The organism is Amycolatopsis rhizosphaerae (genome assembly GCF_007713715.1).
GTDB classification, from domain to species: Bacteria; Actinomycetota; Actinomycetes; order Mycobacteriales; family Pseudonocardiaceae; genus Amycolatopsis_E; species Amycolatopsis_E rhizosphaerae.
Map to the genome: position 1 here is coordinate 1 of NZ_VJWX01000387.1, position 6,895 is coordinate 6,895.

At 72.4% G+C, this 6,895-nt stretch carries 6 protein-coding genes and 1 pseudogene; 3 read left to right on the top strand and 4 right to left on the bottom strand.

Annotated elements, in window-relative coordinates:
• Nucleotides 1-69 precede the first annotated feature (69 nt).
• Complete coding sequence (locus tag FNH05_RS28180) at nt 70-1,101, bottom strand: LLM class flavin-dependent oxidoreductase (RefSeq protein ID WP_144591880.1); 1,032 nt, start codon at nt 1,099-1,101, stop codon at nt 70-72.
• 103 nt (nt 1,102-1,204) lie between these two features.
• Between FNH05_RS28180 and FNH05_RS28185 the strand changes: the two genes are divergently transcribed.
• Nucleotides 1,205-1,897 carry a response regulator transcription factor gene (locus FNH05_RS28185; protein WP_246127984.1) on the top strand — a complete coding sequence of 231 codons (693 nt, stop codon included), beginning with the start codon at nt 1,205-1,207 and terminating at the stop codon, nt 1,895-1,897.
• Nucleotides 1,894-3,246 carry a sensor histidine kinase gene (locus FNH05_RS28190; RefSeq protein ID WP_246127985.1) on the top strand — a complete coding sequence of 451 codons (1,353 nt, stop codon included), beginning with the start codon at nt 1,894-1,896 and terminating at the stop codon, nt 3,244-3,246. The genes FNH05_RS28185 and FNH05_RS28190 overlap by 4 nt, the downstream gene beginning before the upstream one ends.
• Before the next feature lie 38 nt (nt 3,247-3,284).
• On the opposite strand, the gene FNH05_RS28195 is transcribed toward FNH05_RS28190, so the two are convergent.
• The 3 genes from FNH05_RS28195 to FNH05_RS28205 form a co-directional block, all read right to left on the bottom strand.
• On the bottom strand, nt 3,285-4,493 hold the full coding sequence (locus FNH05_RS28195) for a DUF1501 domain-containing protein (RefSeq protein WP_144591882.1): 1,209 nt from the start codon (nt 4,491-4,493) through the stop codon (nt 3,285-3,287).
• Between the two features lie 3 nt (nt 4,494-4,496).
• On the bottom strand, nt 4,497-5,795 hold the full coding sequence (locus FNH05_RS28200) for a DUF1800 domain-containing protein (RefSeq protein ID WP_144591883.1): 1,299 nt from the start codon (nt 5,793-5,795) through the stop codon (nt 4,497-4,499).
• A gap of 63 nt (nt 5,796-5,858) precedes the next feature.
• Entirely contained in the window at nt 5,859-6,560 is a 702-nt protein-coding gene (locus tag FNH05_RS28205; protein ID WP_246127986.1) for a hypothetical protein, read from the bottom strand.
• A gap of 209 nt (nt 6,561-6,769) precedes the next feature.
• Between FNH05_RS28205 and FNH05_RS39500 the strand changes: the two are divergent.
• Nucleotides 6,770-6,895: pseudogene (locus tag FNH05_RS39500) on the top strand (exodeoxyribonuclease III); the annotation flags it as partial.

Below are 6,895 nucleotides of genomic sequence, written 5' to 3' on the forward strand. Positions count from 1 at the left end.
CGCCCTGCACCGCGAGCGGACCAGACAGGTGCGTGAGTGGGACACAGGTGCCGGAGGAAGGGATGCGGGTCACTGGCTCGCGGGACGCCAGCCGAGCGCCGGGCCGAGGCGGGTGGCGAGGTCGGTGAGGATCTGCACATAGTCCTCGTGCTCGAAGGTGAACGGCAGCGCGAAGGCCACCTCGTGGACCTCCCGGAACGCCGCGTGGGCGTGGAGCCGCTCCGCGAGCTCGTCGCACGGGCCCACCAGGTCCGGGGCGAACAGCATCCGCGCCGGCCCCTGCGGCACCGCTGTCCGAGGTGTCCTTTTCCGGGCGTATTCCGCGTATTTCGCCCGCTGGGCCGGGGAGGCCGAGTCGGTGGGGATCACGACGAGTCCCTGGGAGACGCGGGCGGCCTCGCCGTCGGGGTGATGCGCCCGGAACGTCCGGATGTGCGACAGCTGGACCGCGGCGAAATCGGGGGAGTTCCGGGCGTTTTCGGCCTTCACCACGCTGCTGGTGAGGAAGTTCATCCCGTGCTCGCCCGCCCAGCGCGCCGAGGCCAGGCTTCCGCCCCCGTACCACAGGCGCCGTCCCAGGCCGGGCGAGTGGGGCTGCACGCGGTCGGAGAACACTTCGAAGCCCTCGGTGCCGCGGAAGGCGGTCACCGGCTCGCCCCGCACGAAGTCCAGCAGGCGTTTCACCCGGTCGTAGCCGAAGTCCTCGGCGTCCGCGGTGCCGGGGTAGAGCGCCGACCTGACCTCGTCGTAGTGGGTGGGCGGACCGATGCTCACCCCGGGATTGAGCCTGCCGCCCGACAGGATGTCCACTGTGGCCAGATCCTCGGCCAGCCGGAGCGGGTTTTCCCAGCCCAGCGGGATCACCGCGGTGCCGAGCTCGATCCGGCTCGTGCGCTGCGTGGCCGCGGCCAGCACCGCGACGGGGGAAGAGATGCCGTACTGCAGGTGCCGGTGCCGGACCCAGGCGCTGTCGAAACCCAGCCGCTCGCCCAGTTCGATGATGCCGAGCGTGGACTCGTGACCGGCGCGGGGGTCGTGCTCGTCGAAGGTTCCGATGGTCAGAAAGCCCAGTTTCCGCAAGGGCTGCGAGGATGGCGGCACGGGCGGATTCTGCCAGCGGGACACCACGGAAGGCGCCTGGTTCCAGCGGTTGGGAAGCGCGGAGCTCACCCGGGCACCACCGGGGCACCGCTACACTGCCGCGGTGCCTTCCCCATCCGGCCCGGCCGGGCCGCGAATTCTCGTGGTCGAGGATGCCGAGGCGATCCGCGTCGCGGTGGAGACGGCCCTCGGTTCCGCCGGGTTCACCGTGCGGGCGCTGGCCGACGGAACGAACCTGGAGGCCGAACTGTCCCGGTTCCGTCCCGATCTCATCGTGCTCGACGTGATGCTTCCCGGTCGCGACGGCTTCGCACTGCTGCGCGTGATCCGGCGGCGCTGCCGGGCCGGGGTCGTGATGCTGACCGCCCGCGACGGCGTCGAGGACCGGTTGCGCGGGCTCGGTGACGGCGCCGACGACTACGTGGTGAAACCCTTCGTGCTGGCCGAGCTCGTCGCGCGGGTGGCGGCGGTGTTGCGCCGCACCGGGCGCACCAGGCCCGCCGTCGAGGTCGGCGATCTCGTGGTGGACATCGAGGCGGGGATGGCGCTCCACGGCGGGACCCCGGTCGAGCTGACCGCCACCGAATGGAAGCTGCTCAGCTATCTTGCCGGGCACCGGGACCGGGTGGTGAGCAAGACCCAGATCCTGACCGCGGTGTGGGGTTACGAGGACTACGACCCCAACCTCGTCGAGGTCAATGTCAGCACGCTGCGCAAGAAGCTCGAAGCACACGGGCCGCGGGTGGTGCACACCGTGCGCGGCCAGGGTTACGTCCTGCGCGGGGGCCGCCCTTGACCGGCCTGCGCACGGCCTCGCTGTACCGGCGCGTGACCGTCACCGCACTGGGGGTGCTGGTGGTGGTGCTGGTGATCGTCGGGTTCGTGGTGGACGCGGTGTTCCGCGCCCAGGCCGAGCAGGATGTCAACCGGGTGCTGGCCGGGCGGGTCCAGCTCGCCCAGCAACTGGCCAAGCAGAACGTGAACCCGCCGACCCTGCTGCTGCGGGTCGAGACGCGGGGCGTGCGGGGATGGCTCACCCTGCCCGACGGCACTTCCCTCGGCGTCGAGGACGACGCGCCCGACACCCGCCTCAAGCAGGTGCGGGCCACGCTGTCCGGGCCTGCCCGGATCAACGGCGCGAAGCTGACCCTGGTCGCCGACGACTCGCTCATCGCCGGAACCGAACGGACACTGCGGAACCTGCTGCTGATCACCGGACTGGGCGCGGTGGTGGTCACCGCGCTCGCGCTGCTCGCCGGGGTCCGGCTCGCACTGTCCCCTTTGGACGCGATGACCCGGCTGGCGCGTTCGATCGTCTCGGGCGGCCGGGGCGGGCGGCTGGCCCCGGCCCGGCCCGGGACCGAACTCGGCCGCACCGCCGCGGCCTTCGACGCCGCGCTCGACGCGCTCGAAGGTGCGGAGCGGGCGGCCCGCGATTCCGAGGAACGAACCAGGCGTTTCGTTGCCGACGCAGCGCATGAACTGCGGACCCCGCTGGCCGGGATCCAGGCCGCCGCCGAGGCGGTGCTGCAACTGCCCCCGGACGCCGGTTCCGGGCAGGCCGAACGCCTGCAGCTGCTGCTGGTCCGGGAATCGCGGCGGGCCGGGAAGCTGGTGGGCGACCTGCTGGAACTGGCCCGGCTCGACGCCGGTGTCCAGCCCGAGCGCGAACCCGTGTCGCTGCTCGCCCTCGCCGAGGCCCAGGCCGACCGGGTCCGGCTGCTGGCCCCGGAGGTGACCGCGGCGGTCCACGGCGAGGACGCCCGGGTGCTCGGCGACGCCGATCAGCTCACCCAGGTCCTGGCCAACCTGGTCGACAACGCCCTGCACGCCCTGCGGGCCCAAGGCGGGCACGGCACGCTCACGCTGACCGTCCACACCGACGGGTTCACCGTTTCGGACACCGGCCCCGGCGTCCCGCCCAGTGAACGGGAACGGATCTTCGACCGTCTCGTCCGCCTCGACCAGGCCCGCGACCGGCTTGGCGGCGGATCGGGCCTGGGCCTGGCCATCGCCCGCGGCTTCGCCCGGGCCCACGGCGGCGAACTGCGGTGCGGCGAGGCCGCCGGGGGCGGCGCCGAGTTCACGCTCAGCGGACTCACCCCGGCCCCGGCCGAGACCCCGGCACAGGCCGAGACGCCCTGAACCGCGCCCGCCGGGGTGTCCCCAAGGTAGGCCCGCCGTCAGGCGAGCAGCCCGTCCAACCGTCCACTGTGGTCAGGGAGGACCTTTCCCGCGTCGGTGCCGAGCACGCCCTCCAGCAGGGTCGCGTAGACGTCGCGGAAGTCCGTGGTCTCCTTGAGATCGCCGTTGTCCAGGTCGGTCAGGCTCGGCTCGGCACCGTGGAATCCGCCTTGCACCCCGTTGCCCAGTACGAACACCGGGCCCGCGGTGCCGTGATCGGTGCCCTCACTGGCATTGGCCGCCACCCGCCTGCCGAACTCGGAGTACACCAGCACCACGGCCTGCCTGCCCCGGTCGGTCCGGCCGAGGCGCTGCGCGAACGGGGTCAACGCGTCGTCGAGTTCGGTGAGCAGGCGCTGCTGTGTGCCCCGCTCGTCCGCGTGCGTGTCGAAACCACCGAGCGAGACCGAATACACGCGGGTGGGCACTCCGGCCTCGATGAGCCCGGCGACGAGGTCGAGCTGCGCGGCGAGTGCCCCCTTCTGGTGCTTGCCCTTCGGGTCCCGCGCCACGGTCTTGCCGAGCACCTGTTCCGCGCGGTAGAGGTCGGCCACCGAGCGGGCGGCCCTCGCCTGCCAGGCACCGTCGCCGGGTTCGGCGGTGGCCAGTCCCTGGAAGGACTTCCCGAGCGCACCCGTGGGCAGTTTGAGCCCGCTCACCGGCAGTGAGGCCGCGGCGGTCCGTGCCCCGGCGAGCATCGGCGGCAGCACCGGTTCCACCGAGACCGCGCGCAACGGGTCGGCGCCGGAGGCGTCGAGCCAGCGCCCGAGCCAGCCGGTGGGTACCGAGCTCTCCGGCGAGGCGGTCTGCCAGATCGCCATCGAGCGGAAGTGGCTGTGGTCCGGTTTCGGGTAGCCCACCCCGCGGACGATCGCGAGTTCCTTGTTGTCCCACAGGCCCTTCAACCCCTTCATGCCGGGGTTGAGTCCGAGCCCTTCGCCGAGGCCGAGGACCTCTTCCGGTTTGTACGCCAGTTCCGGGCGCGCGTCCTGGTAGACGTGATCGCCCGCCGGGACGACCGTGTTGAGCCCGTCGTTGCCGCCGTAGAGCGTCACCACGACCAGCACGCCCGCGTTGGGGTCCAGCGGGTTGTGCTGGGCCGCGTCCAGCAACTGCGTCCAGTCGACCTGCGTCGCCCCGGCGGCGAGCGCCCCGGCCGCGGTGACTCCGCTGGCGATCAGGAAGCGGCGCCGTGTCAGCTTGTTCATTTCCTACCCGCTCACCACGTACTCGGGGGCACAAGCGGCCACAGTGGACAGTTGCTTCGGATCGTGCGCGACCCCGGCGAGCGCGGTGCGGGTGCGGGCGGACCAGCCGTCCACGCCGAGCAGGTCGCCGACCGCGGTCACCCGGTCCGCCGCCTTCGCCACCGCGTCCAGGTTCGCGTGGGCGGCCACCAGTTGCGCGAGGTGCAGCCGGGACAGCCCCGCCGAGGTGGTCAGCCAGGCGCCGCCGGCGGGCCAGCCGCCCACGCTCGGAGGCTCGAACGGGACCTGGCCCATCCCGCGCAACCCGGTCAGCAGGGCGGCCCTGTCCTTCTCGGGCAGGGTGCCGGGGCGAACCCCGAGCGCGCGCATCAACCCGGCGAGCCATTCGACCGGCTGCTTCACCAGCGACGCGGCCGGGTCCCGGAACGCGTCCTCACCGGCGATCGCCAGGAGCAGTGCCCTGATGTCCCGGTTGCTGCCGTAGGCGGCGACGAGGCGGTTGAGCACATCGGGCGGTGGCGGGTCGGGGGAGACCAGCCGGAACCACAGCCTGCCGGCGATGAACGGTGCGGACTGCGGCCTGCCCAGCAGAAGGTCCACAAAGGACCCAGCGTCGAAGTTCGCCGTGGTGCCGAGGATGTTCTTGGGCCTGTCGTCGTGGTGCTTGCGGTCGAAACGCGCGGTGGGCTCGTCCCGCTTGGCGCTCCACCCGGTCAGCGCCCGCGCCGCCTCGCGGACGTCGGCCTCGGTGTAGTTGCCCACCCCGAGGGTGAACAGCTCCATGAACTCGCGCGCCAGGTTCTCGTTCGGCCTGCCCGCCCTGTTGCTGTTGCCGTCCAGCCACAGCAGCATCGCGGGATCGACGACCATCGCCTGTGCCAGCGGGGTGAAGCCGCCGAGGCCGAGCGTGCGCAGGGTCTGGTTCTGCGTGAGCATCAGCTGCGGACTGCGCACCTTCTGCTCACTGGTGGCGAAATGCCCGTGCCAGAACCAGGTGATCCGCTCGGGGAGCGGGTCGTCCGCGGCCACCATGCGGTCCAGCCACCACTGGAGGGCCTGCGTGGCCTGCGCCTGGAGTTGCCGTGCCGCCGCGGCCCGCGCCGTCTTGTCCTGCTTGTCCGGTTCCCGGGGCGGGGCGCCCGGCTGCGGGATCGGGGTCGCGTCGGCTCCGGCGTCGCGCCCCGGGGTGAACAGCCGGTTCAGCGTCTCGGTGAAACCCCGGTCGAGGTCGCCGGGGCGCGGCCCGAAGCCGAACCGGTCGTGCAGCCGGCGCACCGCCGCGCGCTCAGAGATCACCGCCATGTCCTCATGATCGCCGCGCGCGGCCGGCGTGGCCAGGGGTTGCGGGGCGCCTTAAGCGGATCCTCAGGCGATCACCGTGGGCCGATCGCCGTCCAGGAGCAGCTGCGGGACCTGGCGGAACGTCCACCCCTGGCCGGAGCGGACGAACACCCAGACGACATCGAACCGGTCCCCCGGCCACGATCCGGGCGGGGCGGGGGAGACCGGGCCCAGTCCGACCGCGATGGCCGGAATGTCCTCGTGCTGCCAGGAAACCAGGGTGGGGCCGTGCCGGACGGCGAGTTCCGCCGCCAACGCCGCCTCACCCCCCTTGGCGTGGGACGTGGTCACGGTCAGGCCCAGCCGCGCGGCCAGCGCCGAGACCGTCTGCAAGGGACGCTGCTCCTTGTCGCCGTCGGGTGCCGCCGCGTACACCGCGGCGGGGCGGGCGAGCCCGGCGCGGACCGGTGCGTCCCCGGCGGGGGCGAACAACCCGGCCAGTGCCCCGGCACGGGTCCATCCCCGCACGGTGAGTGAGCCTTCGCTGCGCACCCCGTCGGCGGTGATCCCGTAGGGGGCCGAGGTTCCGGCCGGTTTCTCGGCATGCCGCACGATCATGATCACGTCGTCGCCCGCGGGCACCGGTTCCGGGGCGGGGGCCGGTGCTTCCGCCTTTCCCCGGCTGGTCCCGGCTCCGCAGCCGGTCATGACCGGCAGGCTCGCCAGTCCGGCCAGGCCGAGCACCCGGCGACGCGATGCCGATTCGGCCGTCATCCTCCACGTCATTGGGGTGACGGTACCGGAATGCCCTTCGGGGAACCGCGCCGGAAGCGCTGGTGACTATTTCGGGCGAAACCGTCATAATGCCTGGAAGGGGTGGAATTGTGGCCTCCGGTATTCGTCTGTTCGGCCGTATTCGGCCCGGGAACGGCGCGCCGGGAACCCCGGAACCGTAATGCTCGTCGGAGAAAAAAGGTCCGGTCCGTACAGCATGGGGCCGCTGGAACGGCGTCGCGATCCTCTCGCGCGTCGGGCTCGGCGACGTCCGCCGCGGGCTGCTCGACGAACCCGCGTACGACAACGAGACCGAACCGCGCGCGATCGGCGCGACCTGCGGCGGC

What these genes read in the sequence shown, in the direction of transcription:
- FNH05_RS28195 (WP_144591882.1), bottom strand. Translation starts at nt 4,493, where the DNA reads ATGAACAAGCTGACACGGCGCCGCTTCCTGATCGCCAGCGGAGTCACC.
- FNH05_RS28200 (WP_144591883.1), bottom strand. Translation starts at nt 5,795, where the DNA reads ATGGCGGTGATCTCTGAGCGCGCGGCGGTGCGCCGGCTGCACGACCGG.
- FNH05_RS28205 (WP_246127986.1), bottom strand. Translation starts at nt 6,560, where the DNA reads ATGACGTGGAGGATGACGGCCGAATCGGCATCGCGTCGCCGGGTGCTC.